Origin of the sequence: Paenibacillus sp. DS2015 (genome assembly GCF_050433705.1) — a bacterium.
Classification (GTDB): Bacteria; Bacillota; Bacilli; order Paenibacillales; family Paenibacillaceae; genus Paenibacillus_AQ.
Map to the genome: position 1 here is coordinate 241,138 of NZ_JBNPWS010000002.1, position 20,317 is coordinate 261,454.

The following is a 20,317-nucleotide window of genomic DNA, read 5'->3' on the forward strand; positions in this document are numbered from 1 at the left end:
CCCCAATGGTTGATCTTTTTGTGTTGTTCTGAAGGAAAGGGGGTTATGTCATTGATATACTGGGATCATGCTGCGAGTACGCCACCTTATGAAGATGTTATTCGAATAGTATCTGAGGTTATGAAAGAGCATTATGGCAATCCATCCTCTATGCATGGGTTAGGAGAGAATGCTGGTAAATTGATCAGGCGTGCACGTGAAGGTTGTGCGAGTTCATTGGGGGTTAAGCCCGCGGAAATTGTGTTCACCTCCGGAGCAACTGAAGGGAATAACATGGCAATTAAGGGTGCAGCTCTTCAGCATATGAGTCGTGGTAAGCACATCATCACAACGGAGATTGAACATGCATCCGTATATGAAAGTTTCGTTCAATTACAGCAATGGGGGTTTGAGGTTACCTTTCTTCCCGTCAATTCAAGAGGAGAGGTTGACCCTGTGGCTGTTAGTTCTGAAATAAGAAAAGATACGACATTAGTCAGTATTATGCATGTCAATAATGAAACCGGAACGATTCAACCTATTGAGGCTATTGGTAAATTAATGAAGGTGAAGCACCCGAGAACCTTATTTCACGTAGATGGGGTACAAGGTTTTGGGAAATTATCAGTGGACCTTCGTAAATGGGGTGTTGATTTATATACACTATCCTCACATAAGTTCAGAGGTCCGAAGGGGGTAGGGGTGTTATATGTTCGTGAAGGAGTTGCCTTAACTCCCCTTCTTACTGGAGGTTCTCAAGAGCAGGGCTTAAGAGCGGGCACGGAAAACATTCCACAAATTGTCGCGATGGCGAAAGCGATGAGGATGACGGGGGAGCGACAAGAAACTTTTCATGTTCGTGTTTCTTTGTTGCGTAATAGACTACTTCAGACGCTGCGGGAAATACCAGGGATCGTGCTGAATAGTGACGAGGATAGTGCACCACATATTGTGAACTTCTCATATCCCGGTATGAAGTCGGAAGTGTTCGTACACGCTTTAGAAGAGATGGGTATGCTTGTATCCACGAAATCGGCCTGCTCATCAAAGCTTGCAGAACCCAGTAAAGTACTACTTTCAATGGGACGAACTTTCGAAGAGGCATCTAGTGGAATTAGAATCAGCATAGGTGATTGTCATACAGAAGATGATATAGAACAATTAGAATATGCCATTCGTAGTGTGGCTGAACGTTTACAACCGTTCTTGCAGAGAGGGATGAAGAGATCATGAACTATGATGTGTTGTTGCTTCGTTTTGGCGAATTTATACTAAAGGGTAAAAATCGTAGAAGGTTTGAGAAGTCTGTATATCTGCATGTGAAATCCGTATTAACGCCTTTTCCTAAGGCTCAGCTTAGGAGCGAATTCGGGAGAATCTATGTTCATCTGAACGGTGAGATAGCTTCCGAACTCATACCTGTTCTGAAAAAAGTATTTGGGATTGCATCCATTAGCCCAGTTATTGTTAGTTCCTCAAATTTAGAAAACATATTAACAACGTGTCAGGACTTTTTAGAACGGTTGAATATTGAGGAAGATACAACTTTTAAAGTGAATGCCAGAAGAGTCTGGAAAGGGTTTGCGCATTCCTCGCATGAAATGAATCATTTGGTAGGATCGTTGTTATTAACAAACTTTCAAATGCTAAATGTGAGCATGATCAAGCCTACGCTTGAGCTACGTGTAGAAATTAGAGAAAAAGATACTTATATTTTCTGTGAAGTTATTGCAGCCGTTGGAGGATTCCCACGAGGAAGTAATGGGAAGGCTATACTGTTGCTCTCTGGGGGGATAGACAGTCCGGTGGCTGCATGGTCTTCTATGCGTAGAGGCTTACAAGTAGAATGCGTGCATTTCTATAGTTTCCCCTTCACCAGTCAACTAGCTAAAGAAAAGGTCATTGATCTTGCCAGAGTATTATCAGGATATGCAGGAGAAATTAAGCTTCACTTGGTTCCTTTTACAGAGGTTCAGACCTCATTCACAGGGACAGGTCAGGACGATCTTATCATTACATTAATGAGACGTTCGATGGTGAGAATTGCCACAATGATTGCTGAAAGAGAAGGATCATTGGCACTAGTGACAGGAGATAGTCTGGGGCAAGTCGCCAGTCAGACCCTTTCGAGTATGAATGCAATTGGAAGAGCAACGGATTTGCCAATACTGAGACCCTTGGTCATGATGGATAAGAATGAAATCATTGAAATAGCCCGAGATATTGGAACATATGACCTTTCCATTCAGCCGTATGAGGATTGTTGTACATTATTTGTTCCGAAGTCACCAAGTACTAACCCTAGTTTACGGATCGTGGAGAGAATTGAGGATTCATTGGCTGCCTTAACACAATTAGAAGAAGAGGCGGTCTCGCGTACGGAGGCAATTGTCTTATCTCCAAATAAAGAGGGGAAGCTGAAGGATCAGGTTAACATTCAAGAGGATTGGTTCTAAGTACTAGAATGGGCTTATATAACAAAAAAAGGCTTCTCAATCGCGAGAGGCCCTTTTTATGTTATATCTTCAATTATGCCGTGGCTTTTTTGTGCTGATTGGAACGGATTTTCATGAATCCAGTGGCAAGTACGCCTCCGGTAACCAATACAATAAATAGGATTCGTAGAGCAGGATACTGTTCGAAAAATACAGTGAACTTTTTTTCTTCCGTTATCATATTTGAAGCGGTATAACCAAGTACCGCTGATCCTAAATAAATAATCCATGGGAAACGATTGATTAATTTAATAAACAAAGTGCTCCCCCACACAACAATGGGTACACTAATAAATAGCCCAATAATGACTAATACAATATTGTGGTTTGCGGCTCCAGCTACGGCGATAACATTATCAAGACCCATAGCAGCATCGGCAATAATAATGGTGCGAACAGCACTCCATAAGGTCTGACCGGCTTTGACATCGGTGTGATCGTCGTTATCTGTCATAAGCTTATAGGCGATCCAGACAAGTAAAATCCCACCTATGAGCATTAGCCAGGGTATATCTAATAACCAGACTACAATAATTGTTGCAACAATTCGGAGTATAATCGCCCCAGCTGTTCCATATAGGATAGCTTTTTTCTGAGTAGAAGCTTGGAGGTTTCTCGCAGCAAGCCCAATGACGATGGCATTGTCGCCTGCTAGAACAAGATCAAGAAATACGATATTAACTAACGCAGCAAGAAAACTAAGTACTGATGTGTCCATGATTATGTCACTCCTCTTATATCTTTGTATACGGAAGTGTAAACAAAGTGGATTCATTATAGGGTAATTTTTTATTGAACGTCAAGCATACATTCCTCCTTAACTTCATAGATGTAAATGGGAGGGGTTGTACCATGGGAGAAATAGGAGTGCTTATGGAAATCCTAATGATTAACTTAGTGCTGAGTGGTGATAACGCAGTTGTGATTGCGATGGCAAGTAAAGATCTACCACCAAAGCAGCGGAGATTAGCTGTATGGTGGGGGTCTATGGGTGCTGTTATTTTGAGATGTGGATTGACTTTTGTAGCCGTGATTATGCTGAAAATTCCCTACGTTCAAGCCTTGGGCGGTATGATGTTGTTATGGATAGCCTTTCAACTCATCGTAGAGAATAAAAAAGATGTCAAGGTTGAGGAAAACGTATCTATATGGAAGGCTATTCGAACCATATTGGTAGCAGATTTCATTATGAGCTTAGATAATGTGCTGGCTATTGCAGGTGTAGCTAACGGAGACTTATCTTTAATTGTGATTGGAATAGCCCTTAGTATCCCGATTGTCGTGTATGGTAGTAGTATTATTGTGAATGCGTTGCATCGTTATCCAATACTTATTTATATTGGAGCTGGAATATTGGCTTATACTGCTGGTGACATGATGTTTCAGGATTTAAGTTTCGGTCATTTTCTTACGTCCATTTGGCCTGAGATGCACCTGCTGTTACCTATATCCCTAGCCATAATCGTTATTCTGGCAGGATCATTTAGGAAAATAAGGTTGTTAAAAGTGTAATTCATTGTGTACTTACGAACTCTAACCATAACTTTCTCATTTATTGTCGAAATCGGTAATATTGATCATCGATCTAGGATTATCAATACCGATTTCTGCTTTATTAAAATAAATGAAAGAAATATGGTTTTTTTTGCGTGAGTCAGATAAACTAAAGATAGAAAATTGTAAATATTTATGATCATGATGTGAGTTCATCATGTAAGAAAGAGGGTGTAGGTGGAGATGTCCTCCAAAAATGACGTTAAAATTGGATGGTTTATTCTCATCGCAGCGTTGGTGATTTTATTAGGTAAGCTTGGAGTATTCGGATTTCTTGGCCGCACCCTTTGGCCGCTTGTTATTGTCATACTTGGATTATTACTTCATGCTGTATTCTTTGGACCTAGTCGCCAACCCATCCTCCTTATTCCAGCTGGAATTTTGACGGTGTGGGGCATACTATTTACCATCTGTAATACATGGGGTTGGCATTTAATGAAGAACTTGTGGCCTGCATGGATACTAGGTATTGCAGTTGGACTGTATGAGTATTATATTTATAAATCTCCAAGAGCGAGAGCTGCACTGACTGTGTCTGTTTTATTGGGTGTTTTAACGCTTATCTTTTTCTTTTTCAGTTTGTTATATTCAAGTATAATTTATATACTAGCCTTAGGACTTATAGTCTTTGGTGCTTGGTGTATATGGGGCCCTAAGAAAAGAACGAAGCGTAAATTGAATCGGAACTGGTAATTATCCATTGATTTACCATGTTTTATTTCAAGAAAAAACTTGATTATTTCATAAAAATAATTATAATATAAAGGATATGTTGAAGTGTCGGCATGAACGCCTGGCGCTTCTTTTGTGAGACAGAATAGATGAGTTGAATACGAAAGGATATGGATATTACCCATGCAATCAAGAGACCAGATTCGCAATATTGCGATTATTGCCCACGTTGACCACGGTAAAACGACACTTGTCGATCAATTACTGCAGCAATCGGGGATTTTTCGGGATAATGAAACAGTGCAAGAAAGAGCTATGGATTCTAATGATTTGGAACGTGAACGTGGTATTACCATCTTGGCTAAGAACACGGCTATAACGTATAAAGATTTCACAATCAACATTATGGACACTCCAGGTCATGCTGACTTCGGTGGAGAAGTAGAACGTATTATGAAGATGGTTGACGGTGTATTGCTAGTCGTTGACGCTTATGAAGGTTGTATGCCACAGACTAAATTCGTTCTGCGTAAAGCTTTGGAATCAAACTTAACGCCGATCGTAGTCGTGAACAAAATCGACCGTCCGGCTGCACGTCCAACCGAAGTTATTGATGAAGTGCTTGATTTATTCATCGAGCTTGAAGCGACAGATGAGCAATTAAACTTCCCCATTGTATATGCATCTGCATTGAACGGAACTTCAAGTTTGGATCCTGAGAAACAGGATGAAACGATGCTTGCATTGTATGAAACCATTATTGATAAAATTCCAGCACCAACCGAGAAATTGGACGAACCTCTTCAATTTCTTGTAACGCTGATGGATTATAATGAATATATGGGTCGTATCGCTATTGGACGTATTAACCGCGGTATTATTCGCCAGGGTCAATCCGTAACTGTCATTATGCGTGATGGCAAAAGTAAAACAGCACGTATTGAGAAGTTGTTCGGCTTCCAAGGTCTGAAACGTGTCGAAGTTGAAGAAGCGGGTGCTGGTGATATTGTTGCCATTGCCGGTATTAAAGATATCAACATCGGTGAAACCATTGCAGATCCGTTGAACCCAGAAGCGTTGCCTGTTCTAAAAATTGATGAGCCTACACTGCAAATGACTTTTATTGTAAATAATAGTCCGTTTGCTGGTCGTGAAGGTAAATGGGTTACTTCCCGTAAACTACGCGAACGTCTGTATAAAGAATTAGAAACAGACGTTAGTTTAAGAGTGGATGATACTGATACACCGGAAGCGTTCATCGTTTCAGGTCGTGGTGAACTTCATCTTACGATTCTGATTGAGAACATGCGTCGTGAAGGATTTGAATTACAGGTTTCGAAACCTTCCGTTATCGTTAAAGAAGTTGACGGTGTGAAGAGTGAACCGCTTGAACGTCTTATGATTGATGTTCCTGATGAAAATATGGGAGCAGTTATGGAGAGTCTTGGCCAACGTAAAGCAGAAATGGTTAATATGATCAATAACGGTTCCGGTAACGTGCGTTTGGAATTCATTATTCCAGCTCGTGGACTAATCGGTTACCGTACTCAATTCCTGACACTAACTCGTGGGTATGGTGTTATGAATCATGCATTTGATAGCTATGGTCCTGTCGTATCTGGCCAAGTGGGTGGACGTTCGAAGGGTGTATTGATTTCTAGTGAGAACGGAAACTCAACATTATATGCTATGATGGGTATTGAAGACCGGGGTACGCTATTCTTAGAACCAGGTACTGAGATTTATGAAGGTATGATTGTTGGTGAGAATACACGTGATAGTGATATCGTCGTTAACGTATGTAAAGAAAAGGCTGTAAATAACATTCGTTCCGCTAACAAAGAAGAAACAGTGAAAATGAAAACACCAATTATCTTCTCTATGGAGCAGGCTCTTGAATATTTGAATGATGATGAATTGTGTGAAATCACACCTAAATCCATTCGTATGCGCAAGAAAATTCTAAATAAGAGTGAACGTGAACGTTCCGAGAAACACCGTAAGATGGCTAACTCTAACTAATTAGTTAGAATTCAGGTCCATTGATGAAAGGAGTGACCTTAAGTGCAAGCATGGTTTGCATCGCATCCAATTATTGCTTATCTTGTCATCTTTGTACTGATCACCTATGTGTATAACAAGGTATTTCGTGTTCAACAGAAATTACCGTTATTGAAGGAGATCATACTCTATATATTGATGGCTCTAGGTTCCGGCATGTTGCTTATTTTTCAACATGATAAGCTTCCGATCATTCAATGTCTGTTAGTTGCCGTTGGGTTGATGCTTCTGGTTCGTGTTCGTTACTTTGTGGAAGGTCGGCAGAAGAAGAAGGCAGAAGCTTCCACGAAGTAAAGTTTGAGTGAATCATTATAGTGAGCTTCATAAATGTGCGCCCGTGTAACATCGGGCGCCACTTTTTTAATTCCAAAAGAAAAAAGGTGTTAAAGATGAGTCCTAGCAATACACAACTGCCTCCAAGGGCTAAAGCTGGTAGTAAGCCGCAAAGTAAAGTACCGCAGAAGAAAAAAAAGAAGAGTCCTTTTAAAACCTTTTTGAAATTCATGCTTATTGTCATTATTTTAGTTGTGTTAGCGGTTGTAGGATATGGGGTTTCCGTATATATGAAAGCTGAGAATACGGTTCTAGAGACAGGGAATGATAATCCAGTAGCTCCTGAAGCATCGGCTAAAGTAAAGCCTCTCACGATGCTCTTACTCGGTTCAGATTATCGTCCCAAAACAGGAACACATTTAACTGACGTTATGATGGTAGCGGCTTTAAATCCGGATACGAAGTCAGCAACAGTGATCTCCATTCCACGTGATACTTTAATTGAATTGGATGGATATGTTCCGAGTAAGGCTAATTCTTATTATCCTAAATTTTTGAGTCAAGAGAAGAATTCGGGATTAGTCGCTACAGATGAGATGAAGACGATGTTCAGCAAATATATGGACGTGCCTATTGATTATGCCACGGTTATTAACTTTCAAGGATTCAGTGATGTAGTGGATTCATTGGACGGCGTAAACGTGAATATTAACATGGATATGTGTTATATAGATAATGCTGATGGAACGAACATTAATCTCAAACAAGGTCCTGCGAAGCTTCAGGGTGAAGATGCACTGGGTTATGTAAGATATCGTAAATCAAGTTCAGGTTGTAAGCCGAGAACGAAAGAATCCGATGACTTCAGCCGTAACCAACGTCAGAATGAAGTTCTACATTCATTAATTGATCGAATGCAAACATTAGGTGGAGTGACAAGGTTGGGTAGTGTACTCGATGCCGTAGCTGACAACATGGAGACTGATTTAGAGAATGCTCAGTTGAGAAATGTGATTGCAACCTATTGGAATATTTCTAAGGAAAATGTGAAATTCATGCCTGTGACTGGAACATGGCGAAGCCCATATGTCTATGTTGACAATGGAGAACTAGATAAAGCTAAACAGGCACTGAAGGATGAGATTGCTGGGAAGTCTGTAGAGGCTGTAGATGGTGCAGACACGACAAATCCTTAAACTTGGATGCAATTTTTAACCTGTGTTATAATACAATAGAATATAAAGAATTCAACTGTATAGGGGGCTGGAATGATGTCCGAAGCTGTCACACAAATGACTGATAATTTATTATCGCAGTTACAATCCGAAACTTTTGTACTCCTAAGCACTGTTGATGCAGAGACAGGAGGACCAACCTCCAGCGCTATTTCGTGGATTTATGCTTTAAATGCTTCCACATTACGATTAGCGATTGATCATCGTTCACGATTAGTCGAGAATATTAAGAGCATTCCGATGGTGACGATTACGGTATTTGGAGAAGGGACGGTACATGCCATTAATGGTAGAGCTGCCGTTGCGTGTGAATTGTTACCGGATGTTCCTTTTAGAATGTGCTGCTTCGACATTAGTATAGAAGCTGTGCGAAACGCCTTGTTTTATGGCGCACAGCTCTCTGCTGCTCCTCAATACGTCAAAACATATGACCAGCGTGCTGCAGAGAAGTTAGACGGACAAGTATTTTCTGCCATGCAAAAAGCCTAGTGAGTAATCACTAGGCTTTTTTTTATCGTTTATTGTTGATTGGGGTAGTTAAGTTTTTGGTGGATGGAGTATTTTGTTGGGTTTTGACATCCTTAGGAAGCTGTGGAATAATCCGTCCGACAATATCCGCTAACTCAGAAGCGAATCCGGAAATAGGTTGTCCTTTTTCAATGTGTTTACCCATTTCGGAGATTCGATGGGATAAATCCATATCGGCTGTTACCAGGGCTTTCATTCCGCGTGGATCATTGCGAAGCGCTTCAGCAACAGAGTACTTAATCGTTCCTACACGAGAGCGGCTTAATTTGCCATCTACATCAATACCTACAACAACGGTATTACCCATGATGACACAATGAGCATTACTGACTCCAGGTACTCTTTTGGCTAACGTTTCAAGATGTTCTTTTACAGATAAATCTTGTTGTTGCTCCTGCGTGTTGTTTGATTTCACGGATAGCTGGTTCGTTCGTTGGTCTTGCTGATTGTTCATTGTGATCGGTGCAGGTTTACTTTGAGGAGAGGGTGATGCGTCCTTCGATGCCGTACCGCAGCTAGTCAGCAGAGAGAGCATAAGGATTAAGGTTAAGTATGTTCTCATATGACATCCGTCCTTTCACGGAAAATTTATTATCCAACCTTATCTTTTGTACTAACCTTAGCATGTCCTGGACGGACAAATGTATGTATCCAATATGAACACGCTGTGGAGGGGTTTAGATGAAAAAGATTTATGTATTAGATACTAACGTGCTGCTGCACGATCCGAATTCAATATTTACCTTTGAGGAACACGACGTGATTATCCCAGCCGTAGTACTAGAAGAGATTGATTCTAAAAAAAGAAATCCTGACGAAATTGGACGTAATGCGCGTACAGTATCGAGGCTGTTAGATGGATTAAGGGAAGAAGGACATTTACACAGTGGCGTGAAACTAGCTAATGGGGGTAGGCTCAAGGTTGAGCTTAATCATCGTAGCTTCGTCAAAGTACAAGAAATGTTCGGAGAGGTATCGAATGATAATCGCATTTTAGCTGTTGGACTTAATTATCAGGTGGAAGAAGAGCAACAGCCCGAGCCTTGTCCCGTAGTTATTGTGAGTAAGGATGTTCTAGTACGAATTAAGGCTGATGTGCTTGGTTTAATTACCCAAGATTATCTTACCGATCGTACGGGTAGCCTTAGTGAACTATATAATGGTAACTCTACAATTAAGGTCCATCCTTCTGTCATTGATGAGTTCTATAATTGCCGGTTTCTTCCTGTGAAATCATTACAGTTGTCGTATCCTCTGTATTCTCATGAATTTGTTATTCTTAAAGATGAATTAGGTAGCACAAAGTCCGCTATGTTGAAGGTGAACGCTGAGGCTACGAGGCTGGAACCACTGTTTTTAAGTAATGAACCTATTTGGGGTCTTAATGCACGCAATGCGCAGCAACGGATGGCCTTAGAACTGCTCTTAAACGATGATATCCCCCTTGTGACCATTACGGGTAAGGCAGGTACAGGGAAGACGCTTATTGCACTAGCAGCAGGTCTGTCGAAAGTGGAGGATGAGCACAAATATAAAAAGCTGCTGATTGCACGTCCTGTAGTTCCGATGGGGAAGGATATTGGGTATCTACCTGGAGAGAAAGAAGAGAAGTTAAGACCGTGGATGCAACCTATTTATGATAATTTGGAGTTTCTGTTCGACACAAAGCGTTCCGGTGATATTGATAAAATACTAATGGGACTAGGTAGCATTCAAGTGGAAGCCCTCACGTATATAAGAGGGAGATCTATCCCCTCTCAATTTATCATCATTGATGAAGCACAGAATCTTTCACGTCATGAAGTCAAGACTATCGTCTCACGTGCAGGTGAAGGTAGTAAAGTTATCCTAATGGGAGACCCTGAACAAATTGATCATCCTTATCTTGATGCTGCAAGTAATGGGCTGAGCTACATTGTAGAAAAATTTAAAGAAGAACAAATTAGTGGTCATATTACTTTGGAAAAGGGAGAACGTTCTAAGTTAGCACAGTTAGCTGCAGATTTGCTCTAATACCTTATTTCCCGAGTAATAATCCTGTGTAATCATAAGTGGAAGGTATTGCACAAAGTAAGAGCCTCAATGCACGGATTCACGTGTAATGGGGTTTTTATTTATTTCTTAATTGAAATAACCAAAATATGGTAGGACAAGCGTGTTATATATTTGCTAATATAGGTATAAAGGATCGAGAGGAGCTTATAAGGCATGATGAAGCGTAAAAACTATTGGTTCTTATTTGCTATTCTTTTATTGTCCTTAACAAGTTTATCACCAAGCCTTGATTTCGATTACAATAATAGATTGAATGACACCAAAGATCCATCACGTCTCTTATATCCTGATTCACCTGACCAAGCAACGAATCAAGAACCCATCCAGATTACGGTACAATTATCTACAGAAGAGTTCGCACAACTTGAATTGAAGAATAAAAGTTTCATGCAAGGGACAGGAATTCAAGTCGAGCTCTCTAACATTCCTTTAGATGATCCTAATAAGTTATTTCATTCATTGGCCATAGGTGAAGGGCCTGATGTTATGTTAGTGAATAGTGAAGAAGTGTATTCATTAGCGACAAAGGGATATTTGCTACCCGTAGAATCATATCAAACGCACTCACCTGAGAGTAGCGCACTAAGTTCACTGCTTTCATTAATGGAGTGGAATGGGTACCAATGGGGAATCCCATACGATATGGACCCTTACGTAATGCAATGGCAGTCTCTCGTCTTAGAAACATTAGGGTTCAAAGAGCCTCCGAGAACGTTACTGGATTGGAGCGATCTGTTAGTAAAGGTTCAAGAATCCAAGGGCAAGTATTTGCTGGCAATGGAATCTAAGCAGCCTTATGGATTAGTCGCTTTGATGGACCAAGTTGGGGGAGATATCACCAATCCCGAGGAAGAACCACTGAACTGGATTGAACAGGCATTACCCTATATGTATATCTTGGATAATCACGTGGAAGAGTCGGAGGGGATTGCCCTAGAAGATATCCCATTAGTTATATCTCCATATTCAACTGCTGCTTTAGTGCAAGAGGAGGGAATGCTACTAGAACTATCCGAGAGTGTGTATGCTAGTCATCCTATTCTATTGCGAAGTCGTGCTTTGGCTGTTTCTTCACATTCTTCACTGCCCGAACAGTCTGCAGAATGGATTGCTTATATGACATCTCCCAATGTTGAAATGGAGCGGTTCAGGGCCACTCATCATTTGCCTGTGGTGCGCTCTTTGTATAATCACTCAACTTTTGTATCTGTAGATTTGTCTATTACTTTAAATAAGTTGTTAGAGAATAGTAGTGATTTAAACATGAACGCTATTCAGAAAAAGGACTTGAGCACATTAACAACGTATATAAATCAGCTTCTTAAAGGTTCGATTACGAAAGATGAATTTAAAGAGTATATGAAGAACGGTGAGGACCTTAAACCGAAATGACTGCCTGAATTCAATCTTCAACGTCGATTAGGCCTCTTGATATGCTTCGTGATCAAAAGATGACTTTTTGAGCAACCTCTTATAGGATCATTTTAACTTTAAGGTAACATGCAGGTTACTATCTGTGATGTTAACTGCAGTTGCTTTGACAAAAGAAATGAGTTGTTGTGGATAAAATCCCAGGTCAAATTCTTTTTCTAGCATACGGCAGGTTGTATCAGGTAACTCTAGTTTATTGAATAATATTTTATCAACGTGGAACAGAATGCCATTCTGTGGTTCATTCACAATGGAGTAGTGTCCTGTAATCTCAATTTCTAAATTACCACTTTGACCAGAAGCTGTAATGGATCCTTCGTTAAAATGGAAGGCAAAAACATTGAATAATTTATCTTTAGATCGTAGAAATTCATTTAGCTCATCTTCTTTTAAATCAATAGAGTAGCTAGTACCACTCATACGTATGGCTCCTTTTTTGTTTTGAATAAATTGGGGTAAGTCCTGCATAGCTGTAGCTAGTGCACTAAAGTGGCGTTTCACCTCGTACATTCCTACATTTTCCCAGTAAAGTGTAAATTCCTCGATCATGGTTTGCATAGCTTCAGGATTACTACTAGTGGCTAAATCATCCTCTATTTTTTCATGTAAAACAACGACACGTTCTCTTTGCTGGATTAGTTGAGTCAAGATTTCTTCCAATTCGGTTGCGTTTTGTGTAATGACCTGTTGTGTAGTTTGAATATCTTTAAGCTGTGATTGATAACCTTGAAGTACTTTCTGATCATGTTGTATTATCATTTCATAATAACCGTAGACCATGACAAGATTACTAATACTCTTAGTCGAAATAATGGAAGCAAGTAAAAAGTCCCGTTCTCCCATGTAGTACGAACGAATGATTTCCCCTGCTTGAGTTTGCTGATCTTTAATTTGTGCTTTTTTCAGTGAAAGCTGATTCTCCAACTTGAGTTGTTCTTGTTCTATCTGTTCCTGACGATCAGTTATACGTTGAATCTCGTTATCGATCTCCACAATTGAAAGGCTGTCCTGGAGTAGTCTTTGAGTATATAAATCTGAAGTAGGAAGGGGATTAAGCACCGGTTCAGCGTATATAGCACTCTGATTTTGGAAGGATGTATTTATAATTACCAATAATAATATGTAGATAATGCTGAAAATGTATTGCTTATGTTTCAAGGTGATCTCCCCTCTCTTATAATAAATATATGTGATACTGGTTAAAAATATCATACCTCTATAATTAACAGTCTAAAGTGTTTTTGAAACGAAAAAACGAACAAGCGATCCATCACAAATGCTGGATCGCTTGTTCGTTGATTAGTAGCACATATCAAATGACTATAACGGTAAACCCATTTCAAAGATCGTCCAATAGCTAAAACCAGTGAAAGTCACGATCATATAGCCCCAAAAGAGAAGTATGTAGGTTTTCTCCGTGAATTTCAGATAACCTAAGATGACAAAAAATGCAGTCTGTAAAAAGAATAACAGAGCCATTTCAGTCATGTTTCCGGCAAATGCCATTAGCCCGATTACGAGCGTGAAAAAACCTAGAACTCGAAACATGCGTCCCACAATGATATCCCCCTTCCATATGTACGGTCATTATGCTTTGCTTCATTATAACGTTTACATAAATAGCTGTAAATGAAAAACGTAACAAAACATTCAAACTTATCGTTTATTTCATCCTTTTTGTTATTGTAAAGAATTTAAAGTTAATAAATGGGTAATTCTGAGGTTGAGTGTATGAGGGTGAGATAAAATGGAAATACAAAATAGTATCAAATAGATTCTATGAACTCTATGAGAGGCATAGAAATGTATTAAGCAGTTTTCATACCTTATTCATACTGGGTTAACTCTCGGTTAAGAAGATGGTTATTTTAGGACGTTGTTAGGAGGGCTCAATAGCATGACAGCAGTGAGACAAGATGCATGGAGTGTAGAAGATGACCTGATATTGGCAGAAGTAACTTTACGCCATATTCGAGAAGGTGGCACGCAATTGTCAGCTTTTGAAGAGGTAGGGGAAAAAATTGGAAGGACCTCAGCGGCATGTGGATTTCGTTGGAATAGTTGTGTGCGTAAAAAGTACGAAGAAGCGATTAGTATTGCCAAGGCGCAGCGCCAAAAGAGGAGCTACTATAAGAAGCAACCGACGGCAGCGGGATTACAGTTGGCAGGTTTGACGACAGCGGATGATATTGGATATTTTAAAATCGAAGGAACAAGCGAAGAAACACTTTCTATGGATGCGGTCATAAGATTCCTTAGACAGTGGAAAGGAACGGTTCAAGAGAACAGTCGTCAATTGAAGATGCTCGAGAAGGAACTCCGCGAGAAAGATGATGAACTAGATCAACTTCGGATTCTAAATGAGAGATTGTCTAAACAAGTGAATGCAGTGCAGACGGATTACAGAGTCGTCAATGATGACTACAGAGCTTTAATTCAGATTATGGATCGCGCCAGACGTTTGGCATTCTTGAATGAGGAAGAAGAAGAAAACAAAACGAGATTCAAGATGGATGCCAATGGTAACTTAGAACGAATGGAATAGCTTCAAGAGAAGAACTTATAGAGGTTGTTCAAAAAGTCATCTATGGATTAGGAAATACTCTAGAAGAATATTTGGCATCAAGTCTTAGTTCAACCCATGTGGATAACGTACCCAAATACGTCCACATGGGTTTTTCGTTGTTGATACACAGTGATATAATAAATAGATTAATATTCGTAAAGTAGGTGGAGCTTGTATGAGAATTGATATTATTGGTGGTGGCGCACTAGGTTTGCTATATGGAGGCAAATTAGCTGTGGCAGGAAATGACGTACGTATATGGTGCCGAAGTGAAAAGCAATCACTTCAATTAAACCAACAGGGGTTATATATTCAAAGTGCTACTGAAGTGGACGATCAGCATTTGAATGCGCCTAGGCTTCAAGTCGATACACTATCTCGTTTCGTGGAAACATGGAAGCTAAGTCCGGGTAACTGGGTATTTCTAATGACGAAACAAAGAGATGTGAAAGAGGCATGTACAAGCTCGCTGGCACAACTGAGTCAGGAATCTCTACATGAGACGTATGGTATTCTTTGCTTCCAAAATGGTGCGGGGCATATCCCTGTAATACATTCCATATTACCTGAGTGGCGTGTATATTCAGTTGTAACGACAGAGGGAGCTAAAAGATTAGCTTCAAATGTTGTATTTCATACAGGGCATGGGCAGACATGGATAGGTGAATCTTCAAAGCAGAACGATACAAATCGAAATGGCACGCTTAGTGACCACGAGTGTGAGCAACGATTAAACCTAGAATTTCAAAAAGCAGGATTTGCATGTGTTATGTCGAATGACATCGAGGACAATATTTACCGGAAATTATTAATAAACGCTGTAATAAATCCACTAACTGCCCTTTGGAGAATTCCGAATGGTGAATTGTTAGCATCTGCTGCAAGGATTGAACTTATGAAGGCTTTATTCATAGAAGGTACAGCGGTATATGATGCTTATGGGATTCGGTGGAATAGCGACTTGTGGGACCAGATTCTAGATGTGTGTAGGGCTACTGCAGCCAATACGTCCTCAATGTTGAAGGATGTGCTTGAAGGTACCCCTACAGAAATTAGTTGGATTAACGGCCGTATCGTCACCATGGCTGAGGAGATGGGGGTTCAGGCTACTACCCACAAGCTTATCATGAAGTTAGTTGAAGGAATGAGATAAAGGAGGAGAGAACCATTGGACTTTTTACGTAATTCAATAATCGTTTTCAGTATTCTACCTTTCGTTCCATTTTTATTAGTATATTTTGTACATTATAGGTGGAAGAATAACAAGAGTACGGCTTTATTATTAGCTATGGATGTCACTACGTTTTTCCTTATTTTATCTGTTTCTGCACTATTTAATAATACGTTTAATACGGCGTTTGGATTTTACCTCATTTTGCTCTTACTATTGATTGCAGTAGGATTAGTAGGAGGAGCTCAGAATCGAATTAAGGGTGGGGTAGATTTACAGAGAATGGGTAGGGCGGTATGGCGTATGACCTTTGTATTGATGAGCACAAGCTATATTTTATTTGCAATAATAGGATTAATTAGATACATATTCAAATCGATGTGACTTAATCTTTCATTTAATAAGTTTATATTGAGTGAAACTCCTCATATTTTCAGAAAATGGTGATTATTCCCTGAAACAAGTTATGGATTTATTTAACCAGTGGTTGTATAATAATATACCATAACTATATTGCTAGGGGGAGAACGTTAGATGAAGAAAAAATTCTTGGGAATGCTAACACTCATCCTTATTGTAGGTACTGTGCTTTCAGCATGTGGTGCAGACAACAAGAAGAATGAGAGCGCAACTGGAACAGTAGAAGGGAAAGACCAAGTATTACGTATTAACATGAGCGCAGAGCCACCAACTTTTGATCCTGGACAAGCTCAAGATAGCCAAACGAACACTGTACTTAAGCTAATGTATGAAGGTTTAACACGTTCTGTAGATGGTAAAGAGGTCGCAGGTGTTGCTGAAACTTGGGATGTATCTGCCGATGGATTGAAATATGTATTTCACCTTCGTAAAGATGCAGTATGGAATAATGGTGATCCTGTGACAGCTAAGGATTTCGTATTTGCATGGGAACGTGTATTGAGCCCTACAACTACTCCTGCTGCACCCTATGCATACCAATTATTCTATATCAAGAATGCAGAAAACTATAACACACCTAAACTAGCAGATGGTAAGGAAAATCCAGATTATGTTTCTGATTTCTCTCAAGTAGGCGTTAAGGCAACGGATGACTTGACATTGGAAGTAACTTTAGAGAATCCAACACCTTATTTCTTGGGTCTAACTTCTCTCTACACGTTCTATCCAGTACATTCTTCTGTTACAGGGAATGCAGCTTGGGCAACAGATCCTAAATCTATGGTGACGAATGGTGCATTTGATTTAGCAACATGGACCAAAGGTCAAAAATTAGAATTCACTAAAAATGAAAAATATTGGTCTAAAGACACAATTAAGTTAAGTAAAATTACATCATCACTAACGAACAGTGGTGCGACTGAACTTGCAAGTTACAAGAGTGGCCAATTAGATTATTCTGGTGAACCCAATGGTTCAATTCCATCTGATCAACTCCCAGCAATTAAAAAGGAACTACCCAACGAATTTAATGTAAAAGGTATCGCTAGTACGTATTTCTACCAATTTAACGTAACTGCTAAGCCTTTTGATAATGTTAAGATCCGTAAAGCTTTTGCGATGTCGATCGATCGTCAAGTACTTGTTGATAAAGTAACACTTGGCGGACAAATCCCTGCATTTGGTTTCGTACCTCCAGGCATCCAAGGTTTGAAGGACGAATTCCGTACTGAGAATAAAGATGACTATTTCGCTGAAAATGTAGAAGAAGCTAAGAAATTATTAGCTGAAGGTATGGCAGAAGAAGGTTATACAACGCTTCCTGAAGTAACTTTAATCTACAACTCTGATGAGAACCATAAAAAGGTCGCTCTAGCGATTGGTGATATGTGGAAAAACAACCTAGGTGTTACTGTGAAAACAGAAAACCAAGAGTGGGGCGTATTCATTCAGAATCGTCATAACTTGAATTATCAAGTCGCTCGTGCAGGTTGGACAACAGACTATAATGATCCAATGAGTTTTATTGATTTATGGAAAACCGGTGGCGGTAACAATGATACGGGTTTCTCAAATGCCGATTATGATGCATTAATAAATGATGCTTATAAATCATTGGATAACGCACAACGTATGGAAGATTTCAAAAAGGCTGAAAAAATATTGATCGAAGATGAACAGACTATTATGCCGCTCTATTATTACACCAATAAATCGTTGACTAAGGAAAATGTAAAAGGTATTGTCGTTGATTACAGTGGTGCAATTGACTTTTCCCGCGCTTATATTGAATAGTTAACGGATGATTGGTCTATAGTTATTTCGGGATATATATGTGTATTCTCCATATATAACCCGAAATTTTTTTGTCTGTGCCACTATATTTTCCAAATATTTCTCAAAAAAGAAAATATTGCGATAGACGAGAGGCTTTGTTAATTATTTGATTAAAAGTAAAGCATACTAAGATAAGGCTGATACGGGAGGTGTGTACTGATGATACGTTATATCGCTAATAAATTCTTTTATATGTTAATTTCATTATTAATATTGATCTCTGTTACTTTCTTTCTAATGAAAGCTATTCCAGGTGATCCCTTTATGTCTGAAAAAATGGTTTCTCCAGAAATTCAAGCGCGTCTTATGGAGCAATATGGGCTTGACAAGCCGGTGTATCAACAGTACTTCAAGTATTTGGGTGATATTGTTACTGGGGACTTTGGATTATCGATGAAGCATCAGAATCAGGAAGTTTCACAGATTATTGGGGATACGTTTCAAGCATCTTTGAAACTGGGTGCTGTTGCTATTGTGTTCTCAGTTATTATAGGGGTATTGCTAGGCATGCTCGCGGCACTTTATCATCGTAAGTTGATCGACAATGTTGCTATGATTGCTGCGGTATTAGGTATGGCTGTACCGAGCTTTGTACTCGCAACGATGTTGCAATATGTGTTGGCACTTAAATTCAACATGTTTAATGTCATGGGATTTGATGGTCCAATGGATTATGTACTTCCTGTATTAGCTTTATCCGCACAACCGATTGCCTTTATCGCACGTCTGACACGCTCTAGTATGCTTGAAGTTCTTCACGCAGACTACATTAAGACGGCTAAGGCTAAGGGTCTGAATTGGTTTTCAATCATGTTCAAACACGTCATTCGTAACGGTATTCTACCTGTTGTAACTTATGTAGGACCTATGACGGCGAATATTATTACAGGTTCTGTCGTCATTGAACAGATTTTTGGGATCGGTGGAATCGGTAAAGTATTTGTCGAATGTATTACGAATCGTGACTACACTATGATTATGGGTGTAACGATTTTTTACGGAATTCTATTAATGTTGGCAAGATTTATTACGGATATTGCCTATGTACTGATTGATCCACGGATTACATTTAATCGAGGAAAGGAGGGCTAACTGTTGGTTACTAATCCACTAAACGAATTACAATTGACACCTGAAGATTTCCAGAAAGTGGGAATGAATGAGGAAGAGGCAGAGGTTATTCAGAGAGAAAGCCTGTCTGCATGGAGAGATGCATGGCAACGTCTTTGCCAGAATAAGTTGGCAATGACCGCTCTGGTTATACTAGTGCTCATTATTATTTCATCCATCATAGGACCTTGGTTCTCTGAGTTTAATTATTATTCTAATGACTATATGAATACCAACCAGTCACCTTCCTCCTTACACTGGTTCGGTACAGATGATCTAGGACGAGATATGTTTGTTCGTACCTGGATGGGCGCTCGGATCTCTCTTCTTGTAGGATTGGCAGCAGCTTTGATTGATCTCTTTATAGGTGTTATATATGGCGCTATAATGGGATTTTTTGGGGGACGCGTTGATGAAATCATGAATAAGTTCTCAGAAATTCTATATTCCATTCCATATATGCTTGTAACAATTCTATTATTGGTTGTACTTGAACCAAGTATAGGAACGATTATTCTGGCCTTAACGATCACAGGCTGGATCAATATGTCTTGGATTGTTCGTGGTGAAATTATTCAGTTGAAGAATCGTGAATTCGTACTTGCTTCTCGTTCCATGGGGGCGGGTTCAGGGCGATTATTATTTAAACATTTGCTACCTAATGCAATGGGACCTATTATCGTTACACTCACGCTCTCTGTTCCAAGTGCTATCTTTGCTGAAGCTTTCCTTAGCTTCTTAGGTCTTGGTGTACAAGCTCCTGTAGCTTCGTTGGGATCGATGATTAATGATGCATTAACAGGTTGGATGTATTTCCCATGGCGCATGATGTTTCCGGTCATTCTAATCAGTTTAACAATGCTATGCTTTAATATTTTCGGTGATGGTCTTCGTGACGCACTAGATCCTAAATTAAAGAAATAGGAGGTGG

20 protein-coding genes are annotated in these 20,317 nt (G+C 39.6%); 16 read left to right on the forward strand and 4 right to left on the reverse strand.

Annotation, left to right across the window (positions count from 1 at the left end):
- Nucleotides 1–45 precede the first annotated feature (45 nt).
- Both J2T13_RS02920 and thiI read left to right on the forward strand, forming a co-directional pair.
- Nucleotides 46–1,212 carry a cysteine desulfurase family protein gene (locus J2T13_RS02920; protein WP_429368159.1) on the forward strand — a complete coding sequence of 389 codons (1,167 nt, stop codon included), beginning with the start codon at nt 46–48 and terminating at the stop codon, nt 1,210–1,212.
- Nucleotides 1,209–2,435: a tRNA uracil 4-sulfurtransferase ThiI gene (thiI, locus tag J2T13_RS02925; protein ID WP_429368161.1), complete on the forward strand. Its 1,227-nt coding sequence runs from the start codon at nt 1,209–1,211 to the stop codon at nt 2,433–2,435. Before J2T13_RS02920 ends, thiI begins: the two co-directional genes overlap by 4 nt.
- Before the next feature lie 73 nt (nt 2,436–2,508).
- Here the strand turns inward: thiI and J2T13_RS02930 are convergent, their stop codons facing one another.
- Entirely contained in the window at nt 2,509–3,192 is a 684-nt protein-coding gene (locus J2T13_RS02930; protein WP_429368163.1) for a TerC family protein, read from the reverse strand.
- A 134-nt stretch (nt 3,193–3,326) separates the two neighbouring features.
- On the opposite strand from J2T13_RS02930, the gene J2T13_RS02935 reads away from it, so the two are divergent.
- The 6 genes from J2T13_RS02935 to J2T13_RS02960 all read left to right on the forward strand — a co-directional run bounded on the left by J2T13_RS02935 (nt 3,327) and on the right by J2T13_RS02960 (nt 8,758).
- Complete coding sequence (locus J2T13_RS02935; RefSeq protein ID WP_429368165.1) at nt 3,327–3,986, forward strand: TerC family protein; 660 nt, start codon at nt 3,327–3,329, stop codon at nt 3,984–3,986.
- Nucleotides 3,987–4,211: 225 nt separating this feature from the next.
- Nucleotides 4,212–4,721: a hypothetical protein gene (locus tag J2T13_RS02940; protein WP_429368167.1), complete on the forward strand. Its 510-nt coding sequence runs from the start codon at nt 4,212–4,214 to the stop codon at nt 4,719–4,721.
- A gap of 162 nt (nt 4,722–4,883) precedes the next feature.
- Entirely contained in the window at nt 4,884–6,722 is a 1,839-nt protein-coding gene (gene typA, locus J2T13_RS02945; RefSeq protein ID WP_429368169.1) for a translational GTPase TypA, read from the forward strand.
- A gap of 42 nt (nt 6,723–6,764) precedes the next feature.
- Nucleotides 6,765–7,055 (forward strand): YlaH-like family protein, encoded by a 291-nt coding sequence (locus J2T13_RS02950; protein ID WP_429368171.1) that lies wholly within the window; start codon nt 6,765–6,767, stop codon nt 7,053–7,055.
- Nucleotides 7,056–7,150: 95 nt separating this feature from the next.
- A complete protein-coding gene (locus J2T13_RS02955) occupies nt 7,151–8,230 on the forward strand; it encodes an LCP family protein (protein ID WP_429368173.1) in 1,080 nt (359 codons plus the stop codon).
- 75 nt (nt 8,231–8,305) lie between these two features.
- On the forward strand, nt 8,306–8,758 hold the full coding sequence (locus J2T13_RS02960) for a pyridoxamine 5'-phosphate oxidase family protein (RefSeq protein ID WP_429368319.1): 453 nt from the start codon (nt 8,306–8,308) through the stop codon (nt 8,756–8,758).
- Nucleotides 8,759–8,780: 22 nt separating this feature from the next.
- Here the strand turns inward: J2T13_RS02960 and J2T13_RS02965 are convergent, their stop codons facing one another.
- Nucleotides 8,781–9,359 carry a YhcN/YlaJ family sporulation lipoprotein gene (locus tag J2T13_RS02965; RefSeq protein WP_429368175.1) on the reverse strand — a complete coding sequence of 193 codons (579 nt, stop codon included), beginning with the start codon at nt 9,357–9,359 and terminating at the stop codon, nt 8,781–8,783.
- Between the two features lie 119 nt (nt 9,360–9,478).
- On the opposite strand from J2T13_RS02965, the gene J2T13_RS02970 reads away from it, so the two are divergent.
- Nucleotides 9,479–10,810: a PhoH family protein gene (locus J2T13_RS02970; protein WP_429368177.1), complete on the forward strand. Its 1,332-nt coding sequence runs from the start codon at nt 9,479–9,481 to the stop codon at nt 10,808–10,810.
- 195 nt (nt 10,811–11,005) lie between these two features.
- Nucleotides 11,006–12,244 carry an extracellular solute-binding protein gene (locus tag J2T13_RS02975; RefSeq protein WP_429368179.1) on the forward strand — a complete coding sequence of 413 codons (1,239 nt, stop codon included), beginning with the start codon at nt 11,006–11,008 and terminating at the stop codon, nt 12,242–12,244.
- 87 nt (nt 12,245–12,331) lie between these two features.
- Here J2T13_RS02975 and J2T13_RS02980 read toward each other — a convergent pair whose 3' ends face one another.
- On the reverse strand, nt 12,332–13,441 hold the full coding sequence (locus J2T13_RS02980; protein ID WP_429368181.1) for a hypothetical protein: 1,110 nt from the start codon (nt 13,439–13,441) through the stop codon (nt 12,332–12,334).
- Between the two features lie 162 nt (nt 13,442–13,603).
- On the reverse strand, nt 13,604–13,840 hold the full coding sequence (locus J2T13_RS02985; RefSeq protein ID WP_429368182.1) for a DUF2626 family protein: 237 nt from the start codon (nt 13,838–13,840) through the stop codon (nt 13,604–13,606).
- A gap of 340 nt (nt 13,841–14,180) precedes the next feature.
- Here J2T13_RS02985 and J2T13_RS02990 point away from each other — a divergent pair, with 340 nt between their 5' ends.
- The 6 genes from J2T13_RS02990 (at nt 14,181) to J2T13_RS03015 (ending at nt 20,310) form a co-directional block, all read left to right on the forward strand.
- On the forward strand, nt 14,181–14,828 hold the full coding sequence (locus tag J2T13_RS02990) for an RsfA family transcriptional regulator (RefSeq protein ID WP_429368184.1): 648 nt from the start codon (nt 14,181–14,183) through the stop codon (nt 14,826–14,828).
- 196 nt (nt 14,829–15,024) lie between these two features.
- Nucleotides 15,025–16,002: a ketopantoate reductase family protein gene (locus J2T13_RS02995; RefSeq protein ID WP_429368186.1), complete on the forward strand. Its 978-nt coding sequence runs from the start codon at nt 15,025–15,027 to the stop codon at nt 16,000–16,002.
- A gap of 15 nt (nt 16,003–16,017) precedes the next feature.
- A complete protein-coding gene (locus J2T13_RS03000) occupies nt 16,018–16,404 on the forward strand; it encodes a DUF3397 domain-containing protein (RefSeq protein ID WP_429368187.1) in 387 nt (128 codons plus the stop codon).
- Between the two features lie 150 nt (nt 16,405–16,554).
- Complete coding sequence (locus J2T13_RS03005) at nt 16,555–18,234, forward strand: peptide ABC transporter substrate-binding protein (protein WP_429368189.1); 1,680 nt, start codon at nt 16,555–16,557, stop codon at nt 18,232–18,234.
- Nucleotides 18,235–18,435: 201 nt separating this feature from the next.
- Nucleotides 18,436–19,368 (forward strand): ABC transporter permease, encoded by a 933-nt coding sequence (locus tag J2T13_RS03010; protein WP_429368191.1) that lies wholly within the window; start codon nt 18,436–18,438, stop codon nt 19,366–19,368.
- Nucleotides 19,369–19,371: 3 nt separating this feature from the next.
- Nucleotides 19,372–20,310: an ABC transporter permease gene (locus J2T13_RS03015; protein ID WP_429368193.1), complete on the forward strand. Its 939-nt coding sequence runs from the start codon at nt 19,372–19,374 to the stop codon at nt 20,308–20,310.
- The last annotated feature ends 7 nt before the right edge of the window (nt 20,311–20,317 follow it).

Bases quoted from the DNA above. Each gene is read 5' to 3' on its own strand.
- J2T13_RS02995 (WP_429368186.1), top strand. From the start codon at position 15,025: ATGAGAATTGATATTATTGGTGGTGGCGCACTAGGTTTGCTATATGGA.
- J2T13_RS02960 (WP_429368319.1), top strand. From the start codon at position 8,306: ATGTCCGAAGCTGTCACACAAATGACTGATAATTTATTATCGCAGTTA.
- thiI (WP_429368161.1), top strand. From the start codon at position 1,209: ATGAACTATGATGTGTTGTTGCTTCGTTTTGGCGAATTTATACTAAAG.
- typA (WP_429368169.1), top strand. From the start codon at position 4,884: ATGCAATCAAGAGACCAGATTCGCAATATTGCGATTATTGCCCACGTT.
- J2T13_RS02975 (WP_429368179.1), top strand. From the start codon at position 11,006: ATGATGAAGCGTAAAAACTATTGGTTCTTATTTGCTATTCTTTTATTG.
- J2T13_RS02990 (WP_429368184.1), top strand. From the start codon at position 14,181: ATGACAGCAGTGAGACAAGATGCATGGAGTGTAGAAGATGACCTGATA.
- J2T13_RS02935 (WP_429368165.1), top strand. From the start codon at position 3,327: ATGGGAGAAATAGGAGTGCTTATGGAAATCCTAATGATTAACTTAGTG.
- J2T13_RS02920 (WP_429368159.1), top strand. From the start codon at position 46: ATGTCATTGATATACTGGGATCATGCTGCGAGTACGCCACCTTATGAA.
- J2T13_RS02940 (WP_429368167.1), top strand. From the start codon at position 4,212: ATGTCCTCCAAAAATGACGTTAAAATTGGATGGTTTATTCTCATCGCA.
- J2T13_RS02955 (WP_429368173.1), top strand. From the start codon at position 7,151: ATGAGTCCTAGCAATACACAACTGCCTCCAAGGGCTAAAGCTGGTAGT.
- J2T13_RS02930 (WP_429368163.1), bottom strand. From the start codon at position 3,192: ATGGACACATCAGTACTTAGTTTTCTTGCTGCGTTAGTTAATATCGTA.
- J2T13_RS02970 (WP_429368177.1), top strand. From the start codon at position 9,479: ATGAAAAAGATTTATGTATTAGATACTAACGTGCTGCTGCACGATCCG.
- J2T13_RS03005 (WP_429368189.1), top strand. From the start codon at position 16,555: ATGAAGAAAAAATTCTTGGGAATGCTAACACTCATCCTTATTGTAGGT.
- J2T13_RS02965 (WP_429368175.1), bottom strand. From the start codon at position 9,359: ATGAGAACATACTTAACCTTAATCCTTATGCTCTCTCTGCTGACTAGC.
- J2T13_RS03010 (WP_429368191.1), top strand. From the start codon at position 18,436: ATGATACGTTATATCGCTAATAAATTCTTTTATATGTTAATTTCATTA.